General features: G+C 56.3%; 17 protein-coding genes and 4 tRNA genes. 4 read left to right on the plus strand and 17 right to left on the minus strand.

Annotated features, from left to right (window positions below):
- Positions 1-233: 233 nt before the first annotated feature.
- The 4 genes from AP059_RS01520 to AP059_RS01535 form a co-directional block, all read right to left on the minus strand.
- Positions 234-309, minus strand: a tRNA-Gly gene (locus AP059_RS01520).
- A 5-nt stretch (positions 310-314) separates the two neighbouring features.
- Positions 315-390: transfer RNA gene (locus AP059_RS01525), tRNA-Glu, on the minus strand.
- Between the two features lie 101 nt (positions 391-491).
- A tRNA-Gly gene (locus tag AP059_RS01530) sits at positions 492-567 on the minus strand.
- A gap of 5 nt (positions 568-572) precedes the next feature.
- Positions 573-648, minus strand: a tRNA-Glu gene (locus AP059_RS01535).
- A 351-nt stretch (positions 649-999) separates the two neighbouring features.
- Here AP059_RS01535 and AP059_RS01540 point away from each other — a divergent pair.
- Complete coding sequence (locus AP059_RS01540) at positions 1,000-1,758, plus strand: hypothetical protein (protein WP_177332339.1); 759 nt, start codon at positions 1,000-1,002, stop codon at positions 1,756-1,758.
- Between the two features lie 335 nt (positions 1,759-2,093).
- Here AP059_RS01540 and AP059_RS01545 read toward each other — a convergent pair whose 3' ends face one another.
- Positions 2,094-2,438: a YggL family protein gene (locus tag AP059_RS01545; RefSeq protein WP_048400913.1), complete on the minus strand. Its 345-nt coding sequence runs from the start codon at positions 2,436-2,438 to the stop codon at positions 2,094-2,096.
- Between the two features lie 232 nt (positions 2,439-2,670).
- On the opposite strand from AP059_RS01545, the gene dacB reads away from it, so the two are divergent.
- Positions 2,671-4,137 carry a D-alanyl-D-alanine carboxypeptidase/D-alanyl-D-alanine endopeptidase gene (gene dacB / locus AP059_RS01550; RefSeq protein WP_059761570.1) on the plus strand — a complete coding sequence of 489 codons (1,467 nt, stop codon included), beginning with the start codon at positions 2,671-2,673 and terminating at the stop codon, positions 4,135-4,137.
- Between the two features lie 102 nt (positions 4,138-4,239).
- On the opposite strand, the gene rlmKL is transcribed toward dacB, so the two are convergent.
- Positions 4,240-6,510: a bifunctional 23S rRNA (guanine(2069)-N(7))-methyltransferase RlmK/23S rRNA (guanine(2445)-N(2))-methyltransferase RlmL gene (gene rlmKL / locus AP059_RS01555; RefSeq protein WP_059761571.1), complete on the minus strand. Its 2,271-nt coding sequence runs from the start codon at positions 6,508-6,510 to the stop codon at positions 4,240-4,242.
- A gap of 540 nt (positions 6,511-7,050) precedes the next feature.
- On the opposite strand from rlmKL, the gene rmf reads away from it, so the two are divergent.
- Positions 7,051-7,266: a ribosome modulation factor gene (rmf, locus tag AP059_RS21855; RefSeq protein ID WP_082149364.1), complete on the plus strand. Its 216-nt coding sequence runs from the start codon at positions 7,051-7,053 to the stop codon at positions 7,264-7,266.
- A gap of 114 nt (positions 7,267-7,380) precedes the next feature.
- Here the strand turns inward: rmf and AP059_RS01560 are convergent, their stop codons facing one another.
- From AP059_RS01560 to ppsA, 9 genes are all read right to left on the minus strand, one after another.
- Positions 7,381-8,406 carry a quinone-dependent dihydroorotate dehydrogenase gene (locus tag AP059_RS01560; RefSeq protein WP_048363038.1) on the minus strand — a complete coding sequence of 342 codons (1,026 nt, stop codon included), beginning with the start codon at positions 8,404-8,406 and terminating at the stop codon, positions 7,381-7,383.
- Between the two features lie 180 nt (positions 8,407-8,586).
- Positions 8,587-9,564, minus strand: a complete 978-nt coding sequence (locus AP059_RS01565; protein WP_059761572.1) for an OmpA family protein — start codon at positions 9,562-9,564, stop codon at positions 8,587-8,589.
- Positions 9,565-9,670: 106 nt separating this feature from the next.
- Positions 9,671-10,261 carry an RNA polymerase sigma factor SigX gene (gene sigX, locus AP059_RS01570; protein ID WP_029611289.1) on the minus strand — a complete coding sequence of 197 codons (591 nt, stop codon included), beginning with the start codon at positions 10,259-10,261 and terminating at the stop codon, positions 9,671-9,673.
- Between the two features lie 90 nt (positions 10,262-10,351).
- Positions 10,352-11,176, minus strand: coding sequence for a mechanosensitive ion channel family protein (locus AP059_RS01575; protein WP_048362907.1), 825 nt, complete (start codon positions 11,174-11,176; stop codon positions 10,352-10,354).
- Between the two features lie 2 nt (positions 11,177-11,178).
- On the minus strand, positions 11,179-11,424 hold the full coding sequence (locus AP059_RS01580; RefSeq protein ID WP_048362906.1) for a hypothetical protein: 246 nt from the start codon (positions 11,422-11,424) through the stop codon (positions 11,179-11,181).
- Between the two features lie 63 nt (positions 11,425-11,487).
- Positions 11,488-12,483: a zinc transporter ZntB gene (locus AP059_RS01585; RefSeq protein WP_048362905.1), complete on the minus strand. Its 996-nt coding sequence runs from the start codon at positions 12,481-12,483 to the stop codon at positions 11,488-11,490.
- Between the two features lie 24 nt (positions 12,484-12,507).
- Entirely contained in the window at positions 12,508-12,999 is a 492-nt protein-coding gene (rraA, locus tag AP059_RS01590) for a ribonuclease E activity regulator RraA (protein ID WP_059761573.1), read from the minus strand.
- A gap of 156 nt (positions 13,000-13,155) precedes the next feature.
- Positions 13,156-14,166, minus strand: coding sequence for an alpha/beta fold hydrolase (locus AP059_RS01595; RefSeq protein ID WP_059761574.1), 1,011 nt, complete (start codon positions 14,164-14,166; stop codon positions 13,156-13,158).
- Positions 14,167-14,270: 104 nt separating this feature from the next.
- Positions 14,271-16,646, minus strand: a complete 2,376-nt coding sequence (gene ppsA, locus AP059_RS01600; RefSeq protein ID WP_059761575.1) for a phosphoenolpyruvate synthase — start codon at positions 16,644-16,646, stop codon at positions 14,271-14,273.
- A 180-nt stretch (positions 16,647-16,826) separates the two neighbouring features.
- Between ppsA and ppsR the strand changes: the two genes are divergently transcribed.
- Positions 16,827-17,645 carry a posphoenolpyruvate synthetase regulatory kinase/phosphorylase PpsR gene (gene ppsR / locus AP059_RS01605; RefSeq protein WP_048362902.1) on the plus strand — a complete coding sequence of 273 codons (819 nt, stop codon included), beginning with the start codon at positions 16,827-16,829 and terminating at the stop codon, positions 17,643-17,645.
- A gap of 66 nt (positions 17,646-17,711) precedes the next feature.
- Here ppsR and prpD read toward each other — a convergent pair whose 3' ends face one another.
- Positions 17,712-19,196, minus strand: a complete 1,485-nt coding sequence (gene prpD, locus AP059_RS01610; RefSeq protein ID WP_059761576.1) for a 2-methylcitrate dehydratase — start codon at positions 19,194-19,196, stop codon at positions 17,712-17,714.
- A 160-nt stretch (positions 19,197-19,356) separates the two neighbouring features.
- Positions 19,357-20,547, minus strand: a complete 1,191-nt coding sequence (prpF, locus tag AP059_RS01615) for a 2-methylaconitate cis-trans isomerase PrpF (protein WP_048362900.1) — start codon at positions 20,545-20,547, stop codon at positions 19,357-19,359.
- Positions 20,548-20,591: the final 44 nt, after the last annotated feature.

Raw genomic sequence — 20,591 nt, forward strand, 5'->3', positions numbered from 1 at the left:
AACCCCTGTTACCGCCGTGAAAGGGCGGTGTCCTAGGCCACTAGACGAAGGGGACGTTGCCCGAAATGTACATGTACATGTACATTTCAGTGCCAGGCACAGTAACCGAAGTTATCGCTCTGGCTTTTCACCAACTTCGCTCGAAAGCAAAGCTGCTTGTGACACAAAAAAAATCAGCCTTGGCTGATCTTTTTATGCTTCCTGAACACTGTTAAGCGTCAGAAAACAAAATTTGGAGCGGGAAACGAGACTCGAACTCGCGACCCCGACCTTGGCAAGGTCGTGCTCTACCAACTGAGCTATTCCCGCAATAATGGCGTCCCCTAGGGGACTCGAACCCCTGTTACCGCCGTGAAAGGGCGGTGTCCTAGGCCACTAGACGAAGGGGACGTTGCCCGAAATGTACACGTACATTTCAGTGCCAATCACATAACCGGAGTTAATGATCTGGCTTTCACTCAACCCCGCCCGAAAGCGAAGCTGCTTAAAAATGGAGCGGGAAACGAGACTCGAACTCGCGACCCCGACCTTGGCAAGGTCGTGCTCTACCAACTGAGCTATTCCCGCAATAATGGCGTCCCCTAGGGGACTCGAACCCCTGTTACCGCCGTGAAAGGGCGGTGTCCTAGGCCACTAGACGAAGGGGACACGCTACAACTTCACTGGTTACCGCGTTTCGCTGTGTGCTTTACGCTGCAATTGGCGCGCATTCTAGGGATGGTTTGATAAGTCGTCAACCCCAATATGAAAATATATTGAAATCAATGACTTCGCCCATCTTCACCTCATTTCGTACACCGTACGGCGCCGATGTCCTGACGCCTATATTCCGACATCCTACAAGGAGTTATAGTTGGCACCGTGCAATAGTGGCACTCTGTACTTCCGCTAGCAGTCCAACCTCTCTAATAGACGAGGGCAGCCACCTCAAGACCGTTTGCACGTTTAGACAATAAAGCCCACCGACCATCCAAAGAGGTTTTCACGTTGACGCCATCCATGATCACCCTGCTTGTAGTAGCCGGGATCGTCCTATTGATCGCCATCGGTTACATGAACCATGTGGTGGAAAACAACAAATTGGAAAAGGCCCGCTTAAAGGTTGAGCTGACAGATCGTGTGCGTCGTTGCAGCGAAGTCAGCGAGACGTTCCCTGGCCAACTGATGTCGCCCGCACTCAAACACCTGCTGGCACGCCTTGAACTTAATGCCACACAACGCTTGTTGCACCTGCAAAAAAGCAGCGCGCCTTTAAAGACCCGGGTCGCTGAACTCAATGCATTGATCGGCCAAGGTGAATCTATCCCGGTCAACAACCCGCCCGGCCCTATCCTGACTGAAGCCAAAGCCAAAGATGTGCGCTTTTTGCTGGAAACCCTGCACGGGCAAATCACCCGCGCCGTTCAGGACGGCTTTCTGGCCACCACCGAAGCCAAGCGCTGGATCAAAGAAATTCGGCACTTGCTCGTGGTGCTGCACATCGAGTTTTTCAATAATCTGGGCCAACTCGCCTTTCAGCAAAATCAGCCGGGCCAGGCGCGTCTTGCCTATGAGCGCGGCGCTCAATACCTGCGCAAACAACCAGAGCCTGCGATGTACAGCGCAGCACTCAAAGAAATGGAAGAGCAACTGGTGCGTGCCAACTCGCTGGTGCTGACCAACCTTGAACCGGCCAAAGACGAAGTCAACGAGCTGACTGAAGGCTTGAAAACCGATGACGCGGATGCCGACTGGAAGAAGAAAGTGATTTACGACTGATTTCTAACCGCCTGCGAAAAGGACAAGCACATGCCTTGTCCTTTTTTTTGCACGCTGATTAGCCTGAGACTGCACCGGCAGTTGCATTGACCCGCTGCGCAGGCTCTGAGACACCGCCGTCAGCGGGTTTACGGTCGCCTGGCAATCGAACGTCGCCTGCGGCAACTGTTAGGAGGCACGAAGCGTTTGGTAGCCAAGGGGGCGCCGGGCACACAGGATCGCGCCATATAAGCGGACACACAATAACGAGGATTTAAGCGACGCCCGAACGGGCTAGAGGATCTTGCAGTAAAGCAGCAGAGAGGCAACCCCATGGGCCGCCTCCCTGCATCACATCAGGCTACCGGATTGATTGGCTTTTCCGGGTACCAAACGTCGAGTAACGGGCTGACTTCAACGCTGGTCAGCTCAGTGCGAGCTTTCAACCAGGCTTCAACCGCAGCACGCTGCTCTTCGCTGACCGAGCCGCGCTTTTGCAGGCAAACCAGACCGTAGTCGTCGCCGCCAACATAGCCCAGACCGTTAGCTTCCATGGCTTCAGCCAAGAAGGCGCTGAGGAATGCGTCGATAGCTTCTTCCGACAGGTCTTCTTTGAAATCCAGGTTCAGCTCAAAACCCAGCTCCTGAAATTCATCAACGCACAGTTTTTTGCGCAGACGCTGGGAACGATTAGTAGCCATTGAACAATCCTCTTAAGTAATAACGGCGGCACTTTACCAGTTTCAGGCTGCACGTGCCCGGTTCCGTGTGGACGGCTCATCGTTTTGTGCATTTAATCAACAGATGGGTGTAACACGGTAATGCACAAGTCCAGCCACCTTGGGGCATAATGCCGTCACTTTTATGACCATTGAGGGAACTTATCATCATGCCCTCGTATTTTTTCCCCTCGCGTGCAGGGTTTTACTTCTTATGATCAAATCTTTGCGTCCTCTGTTACTTGCCGGCTTTTTTCTGCCACTCGCCTTCGGGGCTCACGCCGCCCCGGTCAACACCACGCTTTCACCCAAGGTTCAACAAGCGCTCAAAACCAACAAGCTGCAAAACGACGCACTATCGCTGGTGATGCTGCCCCTGAGCGGCCCCGGCGTACCCACCGTCTTCAACGCCGACGTGTCGATGAACCCGGCCTCCACCATGAAGCTGGTCACCACCTACGCCGCCCTTGAAATGCTCGGCCCGACCCACCAGTGGAAAACCGAGTTCTACACCGACGGCACCCTGAACAACGGCATCTTGCAAGGCAACCTGTACCTCAAGGGGGGCGGCGATCCCAAGCTCAACATGGAAAAACTCTGGCTGTTGATGCGCGACCTGCGGGCCAATGGCGTGCAACAAGTGAGCGGCGACCTGATTCTGGATCGCGGCTTCTTCGAACAACCTCATTTGCCGGTGTTTGACGACGACGGCAATGATAAAAACAAGCCGTTTCTGGTTAAGCCCGATGCCTTGATGGTCAATCTCAAGGCTCTGCGCTTTGTTGCCCGTAACGATGCGGGCAAGGTGTTGATTTCGGTCGAGCCGCCAATTGCCAGCATCCGCGTCGACAACCAGGTCAAAGCGGTCAATTCCAAGCAATGCGCAGGCGATGTGCGCTACAACCCGGTGCCGCAAGCCGACGGGTCGGTGGTGGTGACCGTCAACGGGCAACTGGGCGATGGCTGCAACTCGCAGACCTACCTGTCCCTGCTCGATCATGCGACCTACACCGCGGGTGCTGTGCGCGCGATCTGGAAAGAGCTGGGTGGCAGCATCCTGGGTCAGGATCGCCAGGGCTCAGTGCCCAAGGGCGCCAAAGTACTGGCCCGCGCCTTCTCGCCTGATCTGGCCGAGATCATTCGCGACATCAACAAATACAGCAACAACACCATGGCTCAACAATTGTTCCTGAGCCTGGGCGCGCAGTTCCGCACCGACGCCGACGGCGATGATGCCAAGGCTGCGCAACGTGTCGTGCGTCAATGGCTGGCCAAAAAAGGCATTACAGCTCCGCACCTGGTCATGGAAAACGGCTCCGGCCTGTCCCGTGCAGAACGTGTGAGCGCGCGTGAAATGGCGCAGATGCTCCAGGCGGCCTGGAAAAGCCCCTACGCTGCCGAGTTCATCAGCTCCATGCCTATCGCTGGCAAAGACGGCACCATGCGCAAGCGTCTGAAGACCACCGCCATGAACGGTCAGGCCCACATCAAAACCGGCACCCTCAATACAGTGCGCGCTATCTCGGGCTTTAGCCGCGACAGCAATGGCAACACCTGGGCTGTGGTCGCGATTCTTAACGACCCGCGCCCCTGGGGAGCTTCTGCGGTACTCGACCAGATACTGCTCGACCTGTATCGCCAGCCGCAATTGCCTAACAACGCGATTTCAATCGCTCAGTAAGCCATTCACCGGCAACAAAAAACGCCCTGGCTCGCGAGAACCGGGGCGTTTTTGTGTGCACTGGAAAAACGTCGCCACCAGTGGCAGCGACGATACGGCAGTTTAACGGGCCGTTATTTTCCACGCGCGGTGGATTTTGCTGTTACGGGCAAAGTCCGGATCGATGGTGCTGGCCGTGATTTCTTCGACCGAGTAACGCGCTTCCAGATGCTCATCGAGGATGAACTTGCGGAAGTTGTTCGAGAAGTACAACACGCCACCCGGTGCCAAACGCGCCATGGCCAAGTCCAGCAACTGCACGTGATCGCGCTGAACGTCAAAGATGCCTTCCATGCGCTTGGAGTTGGAGAAGGTCGGCGGATCGATAAAGATCAGGTCGTACTCTTCGCGACAGGCATCCAGCCACACCATCACATCACCCTGCTCCAGACGATTTTTGTCCGAAAAACCGTTGAGTGACAGGTTACGGCGCGCCCAGTCCAGATAGGTCTTGGACAAGTCAACGCTGGTGGTGCTGCGCGCCCCGCCTTTGGCGGCGTGAACACTGGCAGTGGCGGTGTAGCAATACAGGTTAAGGAAGCGCTTGCCAGCCGCCTCTTTCTGGATCCGCATGCGCATTGGGCGATGATCGAGGAACAGCCCGGTGTCCAGGTAGTCGGTAAGGTTGACCAGCAGTTTGACACCGCCTTCATTGACCTCGGTGAACTTGCCCTGCGCACTTTGTCGCTCGTACTGCTTGGTGCCGCTCTGGCGCTCACGGCGTTTGACGATGACGCGGCTTTTGTCGACGTTCAACGCCTGCGGAATCGCCGCCAACGCGTCAAACATACGGGCCGAAGCTTTTTCCGGGTCGATGGATTTCGGCGCCGCGTACTCCTGGACGTGAACCCAGTCGTGGTACAGATCGATGGCCATCGAGTATTCAGGCATGTCGGCATCGTAAACACGGTAGCAATCAATGCCTTCACGCTTGACCCACTTGCCCAGGGCCTTGAGGTTCTTTTGCAGGCGGTTGGCAAACATCTGCCCGCCTTCGCTCAAGCGTGGCTGCTCAATCACCACCGGTGCCGGTTTGATCGGGTTGCCGTTCTTGTTGAACTTCTCGTACTTGCCAGGCGCTTCGAGGTTGCCCGGCAGATCCGACTCGGCCTGCTCACGCTCGGCTTGACGCTGCTCAGGCGTGCGACGCTCACCCGTCACGAACTGGTCTGGCACCACTTTGATCAGCAGCAACTTGCACGGCAAGGCGCCGTTCCAGAACGAGTACTGTTTGTGACTGCGGATGCCCATCCGCTTGCCCAGATCCGGGGCACCGGTGAACACCGCCGCTTCCCAGTTCAAACAGGCCTGACGCAACCGCTCACCGAGGTTCTGGTAGAGGTAGAGCAAGCTCGCCTCATCACCCAGACGCTCGCCGTACGGCGGGTTGCAAATGACCAGACCCTTTTGGTTTTGATCCGGGCGCGGCTCAAACGTTGCCACTTCACCCTGATAGATTTTGATCCAGTGGCTCAGGCCTGCACGCTCGATGTTGTTGCGCGCCGGCTGGATCAGGCGCGGGTCAGCTTCATAACCGCGAATCCACAGCGGCGGCTTGGCCATACCGGCTTCAGCGCGCTCAGTGGCTTCTTCATGCAGCTTTTTCCAGATAGCCGGCACGTGACCAAGCCAGGCGTCAAAGCCCCAGTGGATGCGATTGAGGTTTGGCGCCATGTCGGCCGCGATCATCGCGCCCTCAACCAGGAACGTACCCACACCGCACATCGGGTCAGCCAAGGCCGCGCCTTCGGCAGCCATACGCGGCCAACCTGCACGAATCAGGATCGCTGCCGCGAGGTTTTCTTTCAGCGGCGCAGCACCCTGCTGCAAACGGTAGCCGCGCTGGTGCAAGCTGCTGCCCGAGAGGTCCAGCGACAGGATGGCTTCACCGCGATCCAGACGCAGGTGGATGCGCAAATCAGGGCTGATTTTATCAATCGAAGGACGCTCACCCGACGGCGTGCGCAGCTTGTCAACGATGGCATCCTTAACCTTCAGCGCGCCGAAGTGAGTGTTGTCGATACCTGAACCGTGGCCACTGAACTCCACGGCCAGCGTGCCATCCGGCACCATATGGTCTTGCCAGTCCACATCCAGTACCCCGTGGTACAGGTCTTCGGCGTCCTTCATCGGGAAGCGCTTGAGTACCAGCAACACGCGGTTGGCCAGACGCGACCAGAGGCACAGACGGTAGGCAGTTTCCATATTTGCCGTGCCACGAATGGCCGAAGTGTGCTCGCGAGCTTCCTCAAGACCAAGGCCGGTGGCCTCCTCAAGGAGCAGACCTTCGAGGCCTTTGGGGCAGGTAAGGAAGAGTTCGTAACGATCCGACATGGGATTCCTGAGCTTTTAGCTATGTGTGAAGAGGCAACGCATTGCCTGCTCCGTTTTCAATCAAGCGCTTTTCTTGAAGAGCGCTCGCGTGGCACGAAACTGTGCCGTCCCGCCAAGGCGCCACTCATGCCCGCAGGCACACAGAGTTTAGACGCAGAGGCAGATCATTTATCTTGAAACAAAGGGACATATTCAGACCCTTCGTCGAATAGTACCTGAGCAAAAAGGACGGTCATTCACAGTCGAGAATGAAACTCATCATCTTTGCAAACACTGGTCATATCAGGCTTTGGTCGCATCCGGGGACTAAAAACCGGTGTTTCTTATGGCCTTAACACCACTATCGTTACGTCCTTATGACAAAACGATCATTCACACACCCAAGCACATTGGTTAGAACTGGACTCAGGTTGTCACCGCGCAGGTGATAACAAAAATGCTCGCCACGCCGGCAGCGAGCAACCAACGGCAGAAGCATTCTGCCCCGACCTGAGTCAGGTCGACGCGATATAAACAGTCAACAAGTGAGGGCAACACCCTATGAGAAGACTTAAGCGTGATCCGTTGGAAAGAGCTTTTTTACGCGGATACCAATACGGCGTTAGCGGGAAATCCCGTGAGCTTTGCCCTTTTACTCTACCGTCGGTACGCCAGTCCTGGATTAACGGCTGGCGCGAAGGACGCGGCGACAACTGGGACGGTATGACAGGCACTGCGGGCATCCACAGACTCAACGAACTTCACGCGGTCGGCTAACTCTGGGCACATTCCGACACCACCATGAATAGGCAATGATTTAACCTTGCCGTCTCATCCAGGCGGCGGGCTGCGGCCCAAGGGCTCCTTCGAGGAGCCCTTTTTATTGCGCGCTTATTGGCGTGCAATGGCAGAAATGGCGTCAACCGACTCGCGAATCAAGGCAGGGCCTTTGTAAATGAACCCCGAGTAGATCTGCACCAGACTGGCACCTGCGGCGATTTTCTCAGCCGCATGCTTGCCTTCGGTGATACCACCCGCCGCGATGATGGGCATGCGCCCGGCCAACTCGCCTGCCAGCACCTTGACGGTGTGCGTACTTTTTTCACGCACCGGCGCACCCGACAAACCGCCTGCCTCATCACCATGCTCCATGCCTTCAACACCTGCGCGGCTAAGAGTGGTGTTGGTTGCAATGACCGCATCCATCCCGGTCTCCAGCAGCGCCTGGGCGACGAGTACGGTTTCTTCGTCGGTCATGTCAGGGGCGATCTTGATTGCCAACGGGACACGCTTGCCGTGACGCTCAGTCAGCTCGTTCTGACGCAGCTGTAGGGCCTCCAGAAGCTGCTTGAGCGAATCGCCGAATTGGAGGCTACGAAGCCCCGGAGTATTCGGCGAACTGACGTTAACGGTCACATAGCTGGCGTGGGCATAGACCTTATCGAGACAGATCAAGTAATCGTCAACAGCCCGCTCAACCGGGGTGTCGAAGTTTTTACCGATGTTGATCCCAAGGATGCCGCTGTACTTGGCCGCCTCAACCCGCGCCAACAAGTGATCGACCCCCAGGTTGTTAAAGCCCATGCGATTGATGATCGCTTGCGCTTCAGGCAGGCGAAAAATACGCGGTTTGGGATTGCCCGGCTGTGGCCGCGGAGTGACCGTGCCGATTTCGACAAAACCAAAACCCAACTGCGCGAACCCGTCGATGGCCGCCCCATTTTTATCCAGACCTGCGGCCAGACCGACCGGGTTCGGGAAGTCGAGGCCCATCACCGTCACAGGCAGCTTGGCGGGCGCCTTGCACAGCAAACCGTTGAGCCCCAGACGGCCACCCGCACCGATCAAGTCCAGGGACAGGTCATGCGAGGTTTCAGGGGAGAGTTTGAAGAGCAACTGGCGGGCCAGGTTATACATGGGCTCGATGGTCTCGAAAGGCAACTGGAAGAGCCGGCGATTATAGCCGGGCATCGCCTTGGCAAGCGAGAGGCAGTCGCGGGCAATAAGGCATACGGATCAAAAATGCGTCCTTCACCAAATCGCAGGCAAAGAAAAGCCCGGCCTAAGCCGGGCTTTTCTGTACAGGCTAGCTAAAAATTACTTAGCTTCAGCTTGAACGGTTGCTTCTACGCGACGGTTCAGAGCACGGCCTTCTTCAGTTGCGTTGGAAGCAACTGGGTTAGCTTCGCCGTGGCCAACAGCGGCTACACGGTTAGACTCAACACCTTGGTTAACCAGAGCTGTACGAACAGCGTCAGCACGACGCTGGGACAGTTTTTGGTTGTAAGCGTCTGGACCTACGCTGTCAGTGTAACCAGCAACAGTGGTATTGGTCGCAGGGTACTGCTTCATGAAATCAGCAACGTTGTTGATGTCAGGCATGTACTGCGACTTAACAACCGACTTGTCGAAGTCGAATTTCACGTCAAGTTCAACGCGAACAACTTCAGCGATTGGAGCTTCTGGTTCTGGCTCAGCGATTGGTGCTGGAGCTGGAACTGGAGCAGGAGCTACTTTACCGCCGCTGCCGCCAAAGTTCACACCCAGACCAACGGTAGGCGCGTAGTCCCACTTGCCGTTGTCCAGTTTGTAGTCAGCTTCAACGCCTGCACGGGCAAACAGGTTGTCAGTGATGTACCACTTAACACCAGCGCCAGCAGTCAGGAAAGTCGACTGGTCACGACCGCTGTGACCGTCTTCGATCACGTTGGTCATGCTCTTGTGAGCAACACCACCGGAAACGTATGGACGCAGAGCGTCACCAACGGTGCCGAAGTGGTACTGAGCGTTCAGACCAAAGTTGTCGCCTTTGATTTTCTGGTGGCCAGTGCCGTCGTTCGAACGGGTGTGGTTAGTCTTGTCGTAGGTCAGGTTCAACGAAACGTCGTCGGTCAGGAAGTAACCGATCGATGCGCCTGGGTTGTAACCGTCTTCTACGTGCTTGACGCTGTCGTTGTACTGTTTTTTGTAGAACAGTTCACCCTCGACCGCGCCTTGGCCTTGTGCCAGGGCACCGAACGAAGTTGCGGCTACAAAGGAACCAATGGCAATGCCCAAGGTGTTTTTCAGTTTCATCCGTTAAATCCCCATCTGGTGATTGTAAAGCAGTCCCACATACCGGGGGACAACTCGGCGGCAAGTCTATCAGAACTTACCTACACGTAGAGCTATTTGCGCTGAACTAAGTTTCAGCAATGCCTGCAAATTTCTCACGCAATTTATCAAGAGCACGCTTGTAGCGCATTTTCGTCGCACTCAAACCCATATGCATTATGTCTGCGATTTCCTGAAATTCCAGTTCTGCGACAAAACGCAGCACAAGAATCTCCCGGTCAATCGGATTCACATGCACCAGCCAGCGATCAAGTCCGCCCTTTTCCTCAGGTTTCGGCGCCTTCTCTTCAGACGCTTCCTCGAGGGGGTCAATACTTAATGCGTCCATCAAGCGACGCTTTCGCCGTTCCTTCCGATACTGCGTAATGCATTCGTTGTAAGTGATGCTATATAGCCATGTCTTGAATTTCGATTTGCCCTCGAAATTCTTCAAGCCATACAACACCTTAAGCATTACCTCCTGACAGACATCGTCAGCATCACGATCGTTCCCTAAATACCTTGAACAAACGTTGAACAAAGTGCGTTGGTAACGCCGCATTAACTCTTCATAGGCGCGCGTAACGTGAAACAACTCATCATGCGAGCGCGCCACCAACTCCTCATCAGAGAGTTCGCGGGGATCGTAGCGCATGGACAGCGATTGGGCTTTATTCAAAACGAGTCGTGCCGACAGTCAGGTCAATGTCCGCCACAGCCCGGAACACGGGCTTTTTTGCGGCGGCATACATTAGCAGGGTTTGCCGCATCAGCGGCTAGTCACGTGCTGCTCCAGCAAGATCCGATTGGAGATGGAGACTAGCTCACCCTCCTCGGTCAGCAACGTGGTTTTAACCGTGCCGATCTCTTCGATCTGACCCTCTACCTCACCCACACGTACATCTTGCCCAACCTGATACAGCTCACGCACGTAGATCCCGGCCAGAATCTGCCCGGCAATTTCGCGACTTCCCAGACCCATGGCCAAGGCAACAGCCAGACCAACGGTAATCAAAACGATGACGATCACATGGTTCAGCAGGTCAGTTTTCACTTCCAGCTGGCTGATTGCCACGGAGATGCTGATGATTATGACCAGGCCCTGGGCCACTCGACCCAGACCGCCCGCATAATCAAACCCCACGCTCTCGGCGGCGCCACGCACCAGGCCATTGAGCAACTGCGCAAGCAGAACACCTACCAGCAATACCAGCAGGGCACCAAATACTTTGGGCAGATACAGCGTAAAGATGTCCAGCGTAGCTGAAACGCGCTCCAGGCCAAGGGACTGAGCGGCCGAGACCAGGAAAATCAGCAGAATGAACCAATAGACAATTTTGCCGATCAGGGTCGAAATCGGCACTTGAATGCCTGCACGGCCCAGTATTTTGGTCAGCCCCGTCCCACCCATCAACCGATCAAGGCCCAATTTGGCCAGCAACTTCGACAGCAGGGTATCAAGCAGTTTTGCAACCACGAAGCCCAGCAGCACCACCACCAACGCCCCGAACAAATTGGGGATGAAGTTGGCAATTTTGGTCCAAAGAGCGGTCATTGCGGTGACCAGGCTCTGGGTCCAGAGATCAAGTTCCATGTTCAATCAGCCTTATCAGCAGGGCGAGCAACAGGTTTGCGTCGCGAAACGGGCGCAATATGAGCCGAACCGCTATTCAAAGCAATCATCAGTGCTTGTACCCAACGCCCCAGCAGGCTGAAAAGATCACCCGCGCCAACCTGACGGTTCGCGGTTTTCAGCACTCGGCCCAGGCAGGCATCGTCGTCACGGGCAGACGGCTCGGCCTTGAGCATTTCACGTAAGGACTGTTCAAACGGATCGTGCATAAGCACCTCTCGGTATGTCAGTGAAAGACGCGGGCAAAATGAACGAGGTCACATGACCTACTTTCAAAGCCACTGCAAACGACGATAAAACCACCATTGCCCTACACCAATCACCAGCATCACACCGCAGGTGACCGCAAAGCCGTAGGGGTCGTTGGAGAACGGAACACCGCCCACGTTAATCCCCAATAAACCGGTAATAAACGTGATGGGCAGAAAGATCCCGGTCAGCACGCCGAAGCGGTACATGATGCGGCTCATGCGCACATTCAAACGTCGGTCTTCAGCCTCCAGCACCAGCCCTACACGCTCGCGGGTCAGCTCAAGCTCTTCCAGATAGCGGGTCAGGCTGTTGTTCAATTCGTTCCAGTAATCTGCATCGTCGGCCGTGAACCACGGCAATTTTGTACGCGTCAGTTGCCCAAAAATATCGCGTTGCGGGGCCAGAAAACGACGCAGCCCGGCAGCCCGGCGACGAATCTGCAAAATAGAACCATGCTCGGGCGTATACCGTTCGTCGGCATCTATCTTATCTTCTTCGTCATCGACGATTTCAGACAGCTCACCGATCAAATCCTGGACCTTTAAAGTCAGGTGTTGAGCCAAATAAAGGATCAACTCGGCTGGATTTTTCGGACCTTCGCCCTGCTCAAACTCGCCCAACAATTCATCCGTGGCCCGCAACGGCCGCATACGCAGCGAGATAACCCGTTGCGCACTGCCAAAAATGCGTAGCGAGACCATGTCTTCCGGTTCTGCACCAGGATTGAGGTTGACCCCGCGCAAGAACAGCAATAACTCGTTATTGGGCAGCCCCAATAGCCGCGGACGGGTGTTTTCCTCCAACAACAAGTCACAACTGAACTCGCTCAAACCACTGGCGTTGCGTAACCAGCTTTGTGTTTGAGGATGACTGCGATCCCAGTGCAACCAAAGGCTTTCATGGCTCTTTAACTCAAGGTCATTGAGTTCGGTACGGGCAATCGCACGGGCACCGCCTTCTCCATCGAGCACCAGTGCATGCACCAGCCCCCATTGAGCGTTGTCTTCCTCAAACATCCGTGATCCTTAGCAGTTGGGCGATTATTCCGGCATTTTCAAAGCAGAAGGCGAAATGATCACGCCATTATTGTCGGCATAGATAAATTCGCCCGGACGGAATGTGACGCCTGCAAAGGTGACTGCCACATTGAGATCGCCCAAGCCGCGCTTGTCGGTTTTCATCGGGTGACTGGCCAGCGCCTGCACACCCAGATCGGTTTGAGCGATGACATCCACATCCCGAATACAGCCGTAAATGACCAACCCTTCCCAGCCATTTTTAGCCGCCTTCTCGGCAATCATGTCCCCCAGCAAGGCCCGGCGCAGCGAACCTCCTCCGTCCACCACCAGCACTTTGCCCTTGCCATCAAGCTCTGCCTGCTCTTTAACCAACGAGTTGTCTTCAAAACATTTGATGGTGACGATTTCGCCACCAAATGAATCGCGCCCGCCAAAGTTGCTGAACATCGGTTCCAGCACCTGAATCAGCTCAGGGTAGGCATCGCACAAATCGGGAGTGATGTAGTGGTTCATGGAAACTCCTGTGGAGAGGGCGTAGCAGGAAGAGTTAAAGGACTCTACTGTTTATAGACGTTGGCACACGGGCAAGCTTTAAATGTCACGACCAGCCATACCCTGACACTGCAATACCACCAAGACCACAGAATATGACCAAGGTCGCAAATCGCGTCACATAGTAGCCGCAAGCGCGACTTGCCGAAACCCTGAACCCGGCTCACTCACTGCCTGCTTCAGGCATTGCTCCTCAAGCCAATCGCGCACCAACGGCCAGACCTCAGCTTGAGCAGGCGCGCTGACCAGCATTTCAGTGTGACCAAAATCTGAACTGAACCCCTGCTCACGGCCCAAAGCAATAAATTGGCGCTGCTCAGAACCCAATTGCTCATACAGCTTTCGACACGCCCACTCAGGGGTCTGCTGATCGCCTGCCGCCGCGACAGCCAGAACCGGTAGCTGGACCTCAGATAATCCCGCCCACCAATCGCGCTCAGAATCCTTGAAACGCCCCAAAAAGCCGTTCCAGCGCAAGGTTTCGAGGGCGATGCCTACTGGTTCGTCCTCAGGGCCGCGCTTGAGCTGAACACCCGACAACTGCGTGCAGCGCTTCAAGAGCAGATAAGCGCCCCACTCCACTGGCGGAATTTTCAGCGGCCAATAGCGGCGATTGATCTGACAGCCAAAAAACGCTGCGGAGGCCACTGCAGGTTCACCCAGGTACTGCCCCCCCAATGCGGCCGCCAAACTGATACCGCCCTGGGAATGGCCAAGCCAATGCGGGACTTGTCCACTTTGCTCACGTACAAACGCCGCAATCGCCGGTAAGTCGTAGCGGGCGTAATCCGCCACCCGATTGGTGCGCCACTGTTGATTACGCACCGACAGTCCATGACCGCGCATCTCGGGCAGCCACACATCAAACCCGGCACGGGCCAAAAAAGCGCCTAGGCCGACACCTTTTGGTGAGTACCAGAAGCGTCGGTTAGAAAAGCTGCCATGCAACAAAATCACGGGTACACCGCGCGCCTGGCTGGCATCCGCCATGCCCAGTCGCGTGACCGCCAATTCCACGGAGATGTCCGGGCTATTAGCGGGTTTTAAGCGATAAACATCCTCGCTCAGATCACCCCGACGCTCGGCACTGATCAGGGCAACGGGAAAAAGATGACTGCTGCTTTGCATAATGCTCTTGCACAAAAAAGGGCGATCCCGAACAGGCGCTCGCCCTACCACTGCCTATAAAGAGCAGCACAGCCTAGCGGCCGCCCTGCTCCTCTCTCAACGACTCAAGCCTGGGCTTGACCTTCAGCCAGGAAGAACCAGGTTTCCAGCACGGTGTCCGGGTTCAGCGACACACTTTCAATGCCTTGCTCCATCAGCCACAGCGCCAGATCCGGGTGGTCTGAGGGGCCCTGCCCGCAAATACCAATATATTTACCGGCTTTGTTACACGCCTGAATCGCGTTGGACAGCAGCTTTTTAACCGCAGGGTTACGCTCGTCGAACAGGTGCGCGATAACCCCAGAGTCACGGTCCAGACCTAGCGTCAGCTGAGTCAGGTCGTTGGAGCCAATGGAGAAACCGTCGAAGTATTCAAGGAATTCGTCGGCCAGAATCGCGTTTGAAGGCAGCTCACACATCATGATCACGCGCAGACCGTTTTCGCCGCGCACCAGACCGTTTTCAGCCAGCAAGTCGATGACTTGGCTCGCCTCGCCCAGGGTCCGTACGAACGGCACCATGATCTCGACGTTGGTCAGGCCCATGTCATTGCGCACACGCTTGAGCGCACGGCATTCGAGCTCGAAGCAATCGCGGAAGTTTTCGCTGATGTAACGCGACGCGCCACGGAAACCCAGCATCGGGTTTTCTTCTTCGGGTTCGTACAGCTTGCCGCCGATCAGGTTTGCGTACTCGTTGGACTTGAAGTCCGACAGGCGCACGATGACTTTTTTCGGGGTAAAGGCTGCCGCCAGGGTGCTGATGCCTTCGACCAGCTTCTCAACGTAGAAACCGACTGGATCGTCGTAACCGGCAATGCGCTTGTCGACGCTGTCCTTGATGTCTTGCGGCAGACCGTCGTAGTTGAGCAGCGCTTTAGGGTGCACGCCGATCATGCGGTTAATGATGAACTCCAGGCGGGCCAGGCCCACACCGGCGTTCGGCAACTGCGCAAAGTCAAACGCACGGTCCGGGTTACCGACGTTCATCATGATTTTGAACGGCAGGTCCGGCATGGCATCAACGGAGTTCTTCTTGATGTCGAAACCCAGTTCGCCTTCAAAAATCAAACCGGTGTCGCCTTCGGCACACGAAACGGTTACGCCCTGGCCGTCTTTGAGCAACTGGGTTGCATTGCCACACCCTACAACGGCCGGAATGCCCAGCTCACGGGCGATGATTGCTGCGTGGCAAGTACGGCCGCCACGGTTGGTCACGATGGCGCTGGCGCGCTTCATCACCGGTTCCCAGTCCGGGTCGGTCATGTCGGAAACCAGTACGTCGCCGGGTTGAACCTTGTCCATTTCGGACACGTCCTTAATGATCCGAACCTTGCCCGCGCCAATGCGCTGACCAATGGCCCGACCTTCCACCAGCACTGTGCCGGTTTCTTTAAGCAGGTAACGCTCCATCACATTGGCCTGGGAGCGACTTTTTACGGTTTCAGGGCGGGCCTGCACGATGTACAGCTTGCCGTCATCACCGTCTTTGGCCCATTCGATGTCCATCGGGCACTTGTAGTGTTTTTCGATGATCATCGCTTGCTTGGCCAGCTCGCTGACTTCAGCGTCGGTCAGGCAGAAGCGCGCGCGATCGGCCTTCTCAACGTCGATCACCTTGACCGACTTGCCGGCCGAGGCTTCGTCGCCGTAAATCATCTTGATCGCTTTGCTGCCCAGGTTACGGCGCAAAATCGCAGGACGACCCGCTTCCAGCGTTTGCTTGTGGACGTAGAACTCGTCCGGGTTGACCGCGCCCTGGACCACGGTTTCGCCCAGGCCATAAGCGCCGGTGATAAAGACCACATCACGGAAACCCGACTCAGTGTCCAGGGTGAACATCACGCCCGCAGTGCCGGTTTCGGAACGCACCATGCGCTGCACGCCTGCCGACAGGGCGACCAGTTTGTGGTCAAAGCCCTGGTGCACGCGGTAAGAAATCGCACGGTCGTTGAACAACGACGCAAACACTTCCTTGGCTGCACGAATGACGTTTTCTACGCCACGGATATTAAGGAAGGTTTCTTGCTGACCGGCAAAGGAAGCGTCCGGCAAATCTTCGGCGGTGGCCGAGGAACGTACGGCAACCGCCATGTCCGGGTTGCCTTGGGACAAGGTGGCAAAGGCGGTGCGAATTTGCGCGTTAAGCGTCTCAGGGAACTCGGCTTCCATGATCCATTGGCGGATCTGGGCGCCGGTTTTGGCCAGTGCGTTAACGTCGTCCACATCCAGCGCGTCGAGCGCGGCATGGATCTGATCGTTCAAACCGCTGAGTTCAAGAAAATCGCGATAGGCCTGAGAGGTGGTGGCGAAACCACCGGGAACCGAAACACCAGCGCCTGCAAGATTACTGATCATCTCGCCGAGGGATGCGTTCTTGCCCCCCACATGCTCTACATCATGGACGCCGAGCTTATCGAGGGAAACTACGTACTCTACCAAGGTGATCTCTCCACTAACTGTGTTGGGAAAAGCTCAGGGCGCTGGACGCTCTACAAAGGGCGGCATCTCAGCGAATGTGGCCTGGACCTGGAAAATAAGTGACACTGCCTGCCATTCAGGGCGACAAAATCGCGCCTATCATATCCAAGAATCGTCACCAGCTTAAGGCCCAAGGCGCAAATGAAACGATCTGCTTTCTTTATCTCCGATGGCACCGGCATCACCGCCGAAACCCTCGGCCAGAGTTTGTTGGCCCAATTCGAAAATGTGACCTTCAGCAAGTTCACGCGACCCTATATAGACAGCGTGGATAAAGCGCGGGCAATGGTACAACAAATCGATAACGCCGCCGAAAAAGACGGAGTTCGCCCGATTATCTTCGACACCATCGTCAATCAGGACATTCGCGAAATCCTCGCAACGTCCAATGGTTTCATGATCGACATCTTCTCCAGCTTCCTGGCCCCGCTGGAACAGGAACTCGCCGAACACTCGTCCTACTCGGTAGGCAAGTCCCACTCTATCGGCCATAACTCCAATTACATGGAGCGTATTGAGGCGGTGAACTTTGCCCTCGACAACGACGACGGCGCCCGCACGCACAAATACGACAAGGCCGACCTGATTCTGGTGGGCGTCTCACGCTGTGGCAAAACCCCGACCTGCCTGTACATGGCCATGCAATTCGGCATCCGCGCGGCCAACTACCCGCTGACCGAGGACGACATGGAAAGCCTGAAGCTGCCGGCGGCCTTGCGCGAACACAAGCATAAGCTGTTCGGCCTGACCATCGACCCGGATCGCCTCACCGCCATCCGCAACGAGCGCAAGCCCAACAGCCGCTATTCAAGCTTTGCCCAGTGCGAATTTGAAGTGCGCGAAGTCGAAAACCTGTTCAAGCGCGAAAATATCCCGCACATCAACTCCACGCATTTTTCTGTGGAAGAAATCTCGGCCAAAATTCTGGTCGAAAAAGGCGTGGAGCGACGCTTCAAATAACAGCGCAGAGGCGATTAAAGGCTGCGATCTTTTCATCGTCAAAGATCGCAACCTTCGGTGTGTGTGTTAGATCACCAGTAAATCCACGAACCGGTTTACCGGGGTCGCTTCAAGTGCAGCCTGATCCTTGCAAAGGGCAAAAATCTCCTCACAACGCTGCCTTGCAAAGCGCGTGGCCAGATTGGCCTTGAACTTTTCTTCCAGCAGTGCAATGCCTTCGGCACGGCGACGACGATGGCCAATCGGGTATTGCACCACCACTTGCTGAGTGCTCGTGCCATCGTTGAAAAACACTTGAATGGCATTGGCAATGGAGCGTTTATCCGCCTCCAGGTATTCACGGGTGTAGCGTGGGTCTTCAACAATCACCATTTTTTCGCGCAGCTCATCAATGATCGGATGCGCGGCATGGAAGTCATCTTCGTACTGCTCGGCCACCAGATTGCCAAACGCCAACGGCACGGCGGTCATGTATTGAAGGCAGTGATCGCGATCGGCGGCGTTGGCTAATGGGCCTTGCTTGGAAATGATCCGAATCGCCGATTCGTGGGTGGTGATGACAATTTTCTCGATTTCGTGCAGACGATCTCTGACCTGCGGATGCAAGGTCACTGCCGCTTCACAGGCCGTTTGCGCATGAAACTCTGCCGGGAAGCTGATCTTGAACAGCACGTTTTCCATCACGTACGTGCCATAAGGCTGTGACAGCTTGAACGCGCGCTGCCCTTCGGGCTTGAGTGCCAGATCCTTGTTGGTATGACTGAACAGCACCTCATAAAAACCCCATTGCGGCGCCGTCAGCACACCCGGAATACCCATTTCACCGCGCAGCGCAATGTCCGCCAAGCGCACGCCACGACTGGACGCATCGCCCGCCGCCCAAGACTTGCGCGACCCTGCGTTCGGTGCATGGCGATACGTGCGCAGCGCCTGGCCGTCGACAAAGGCATGGGACAGCGCCGACAACAACTGTTCACGGTTGGCCCCCATCAGTTTGGCGCAGACCGCCGTCGAGGCCACTTTCACCAGCAGCACATGATCCAGACCGACACGATTGAAGGAGTTTTCCAATGCAATAACGCCCTGAATCTCATGGGCCATGATCATTGCATCTAGTACGGCGCGCACCGTCAGCGGCGCCTCGCCATTGGCTACGCGCTTTTGCGACAGGTGGTCGGCCACGGCCAAAATACCGCCCAGATTGTCCGAAGGATGCCCCCATTCAGCCGCCAGCCAGGTGTCGTTGTAATCCAGCCAGCGCACGATACAGCCAATGTCCCAGGCGGCCTTGACCGGGTCGAGGCGAAAGGAGGTGCCGGGCACTCGGGCACCAAACGGCACAAGGGTGCCCTCCACGATGGGCCCCAGGTGCTTGGTGCATTCTGGGAATCGCAGCGCCAGCAAGCCGCAGCCCAACGTGTCCATCAGGCAGTTACGGGCGGTGTCGAGGGCTTGTGGCGAGGTGATGCGGTAATTGAGGACGTAACCGGCAATGTCCTGCAAAACCTGATCGTAGTCGGGGCGGTTGTTGGCGTCGACGTTGGCGCTCATAGGGTTTCTCCAAAAATGAGTAAGTGTCGTGTTCCATCCTCAGGTTCATCGTGATCGTGCGGGTCTGGAGTGCCCGTTCAATTGTGTCGTTTCAACCTGCGCCTTCACCCCGACCTCTCCCTATGGCAGAGGTCGGGGTGAAGGCCAAAGGTCCACTCGATTAAAAGCAATCGCCGGGCACCCGCACCCAGCCTTCCATCAACACCCGCGCACTGCGGCTCATGATGGCTTTAGTGACAGTCCACTCACCGTCAACCTGCTGCGCTTCAGCACCCACGCGCAAAGTCCCGGACGGATGGCCAAAGCGCACTGCGCTGCGCAACTCGCCACCGGCCGCCAGGTTGACCAACGTGCCCGGTATCGCGGCCGCCGTGCCAATCGCAACCGCTGCCGTGCCCATCATCGCGTGGTGCAGTTTGCCCATCGACAAGGCCCGCACCAGCAAATCCACGTCTTGCGCCTTGACCACCTTGCCGCTAGACGACACGTACTCTGTCGGGCCTGCAACAAACGCCACTTTAGGGGTGTGCTGACGCTTGGCAGCGTCGTCCAAATGAGCAATCAAACCCATGCGCAACGCACCGTGCGCCCGAATGGTTTCGAACAGCGCCAATGCTTTCGGGTCGCTGTTGATGTCGTTTTGCAGCTCCGCGCCGGTGTAACCCACATCACGCGCATTGACGAAAATCGTCGGAATGCCCGCATTGATCATGGTCACATTCAGCGTGCCCACACCCGGCACTTCTAGCGCGTCGACCAGGTTGCCGGTCGGGAACATCGAGCCGCCCCCGCCCTCTTCATCCGCTGCCGGGTTGAGGAACTCCAACTGCACTTCGGCCGCTGGAAACGTCACACCGTCAAGCTCAAAGTCGCCGGTTTCCTGCACCGCACCGTCGGTCATCGGTACATGGGCGATGATGGTTTTACCGATATTGGCTTGCCAGATGCGCACCACGGCAGTGCCGTTCTGGGGCAGGCGTGCCGGGTCGACCAAGCCACTGCTGATGGCAAACGAACCCACCGCCGCCGACAGGTTGCCGCAGTTGCCGCTCCAGTCCACAAACGGTTTGTCGATGGAGACCTGGCCAAACAGATAATCAACGTCGTGGTCGGCACGCAGGCTTTTGCTAACGATCACTGTTTTGCTGGTGCTGGACGTCGCAGCGCCCATGCCGTCGATTTGTTTTTCGTAAGGGTCGGGGCTGCCAATGACCCTTAACAGCAACGCGTCACGCGCAGCCCCCGGCACCTGCGCCACCGCTGGCAGATCAAGCAGGTTGAAAAACACACCCTTGCTGGTGCCGCCACGCATATAAGTGGCGGGGATTTTTATTTGCGCTGCGTAGGCCATAGAACAGAGTCCTGTGAAGTGACCTCTGTAGGCGCTGGCGCCTA

Source organism: Pseudomonas sp. TAA207, from assembly GCF_001529285.1.
Lineage (GTDB): Bacteria > Pseudomonadota > Gammaproteobacteria > Pseudomonadales > Pseudomonadaceae > Aquipseudomonas > Aquipseudomonas weihenstephanensis.

Excerpts from the sequence above, each read along its gene's own strand:
- AP059_RS01540 (WP_177332339.1), top strand. The coding sequence starts at position 1,000 with ATGATCACCCTGCTTGTAGTAGCCGGGATCGTCCTATTGATCGCCATC.
- AP059_RS01545 (WP_048400913.1), bottom strand. The coding sequence starts at position 2,438 with ATGGCTACTAATCGTTCCCAGCGTCTGCGCAAAAAACTGTGCGTTGAT.
- dacB (WP_059761570.1), top strand. The coding sequence starts at position 2,671 with ATGATCAAATCTTTGCGTCCTCTGTTACTTGCCGGCTTTTTTCTGCCA.
- rlmKL (WP_059761571.1), bottom strand. The coding sequence starts at position 6,510 with ATGTCGGATCGTTACGAACTCTTCCTTACCTGCCCCAAAGGCCTCGAA.
- rmf (WP_082149364.1), top strand. The coding sequence starts at position 7,051 with ATGAGAAGACTTAAGCGTGATCCGTTGGAAAGAGCTTTTTTACGCGGA.
- AP059_RS01560 (WP_048363038.1), bottom strand. The coding sequence starts at position 8,406 with ATGTATAACCTGGCCCGCCAGTTGCTCTTCAAACTCTCCCCTGAAACC.
- AP059_RS01565 (WP_059761572.1), bottom strand. The coding sequence starts at position 9,564 with ATGAAACTGAAAAACACCTTGGGCATTGCCATTGGTTCCTTTGTAGCC.
- AP059_RS01575 (WP_048362907.1), bottom strand. The coding sequence starts at position 11,176 with ATGGAACTTGATCTCTGGACCCAGAGCCTGGTCACCGCAATGACCGCT.
- AP059_RS01580 (WP_048362906.1), bottom strand. The coding sequence starts at position 11,424 with ATGCACGATCCGTTTGAACAGTCCTTACGTGAAATGCTCAAGGCCGAG.
- AP059_RS01585 (WP_048362905.1), bottom strand. The coding sequence starts at position 12,483 with ATGTTTGAGGAAGACAACGCTCAATGGGGGCTGGTGCATGCACTGGTG.
- rraA (WP_059761573.1), bottom strand. The coding sequence starts at position 12,999 with ATGAACCACTACATCACTCCCGATTTGTGCGATGCCTACCCTGAGCTG.
- AP059_RS01595 (WP_059761574.1), bottom strand. The coding sequence starts at position 14,166 with ATGCAAAGCAGCAGTCATCTTTTTCCCGTTGCCCTGATCAGTGCCGAG.
- ppsR (WP_048362902.1), top strand. The coding sequence starts at position 16,827 with ATGAAACGATCTGCTTTCTTTATCTCCGATGGCACCGGCATCACCGCC.
- prpD (WP_059761576.1), bottom strand. The coding sequence starts at position 19,196 with ATGAGCGCCAACGTCGACGCCAACAACCGCCCCGACTACGATCAGGTT.
- prpF (WP_048362900.1), bottom strand. The coding sequence starts at position 20,547 with ATGGCCTACGCAGCGCAAATAAAAATCCCCGCCACTTATATGCGTGGC.